Annotated in this window: 1 protein-coding gene; it reads right to left on the reverse strand. The window is 57.4% G+C overall.

From position 1 onward, the window contains the following. Nucleotides 1-226 (reverse strand): polysaccharide biosynthesis protein (locus RVY79_RS20840; protein WP_317466512.1); only part of this gene is annotated, 226 nt, incomplete at its 3' end. Nucleotides 227-251 lie beyond the last annotated feature (25 nt).

Raw genomic sequence — 251 nt, forward strand, 5'->3', positions numbered from 1 at the left:
GCTGGAACGCATGCAGTACGAGGTCGACTGAGTCTTCCAGCGACATCAGGAAGCGGGTCATCTTGGGGTCAGTCACGGTCAACGGTTTTCCTGCCTTGATCTTGTCGATGAAGAGCGGAATGACCGAGCCGCGCGAGGCCATCACGTTGCCATAGCGGGTGGCGCAAAGTACCGTGCCACCTTCGCGAACGGTGCGCGACTTTGCAACCATGATTTTCTCGGCCATGGCTTTGGAGATACCCATCGCATTG

It is taken from the genome of Chromohalobacter sp. HP20-39, from assembly GCF_033052815.1.
Lineage (GTDB): Bacteria > Pseudomonadota > Gammaproteobacteria > Pseudomonadales > Halomonadaceae > Chromohalobacter.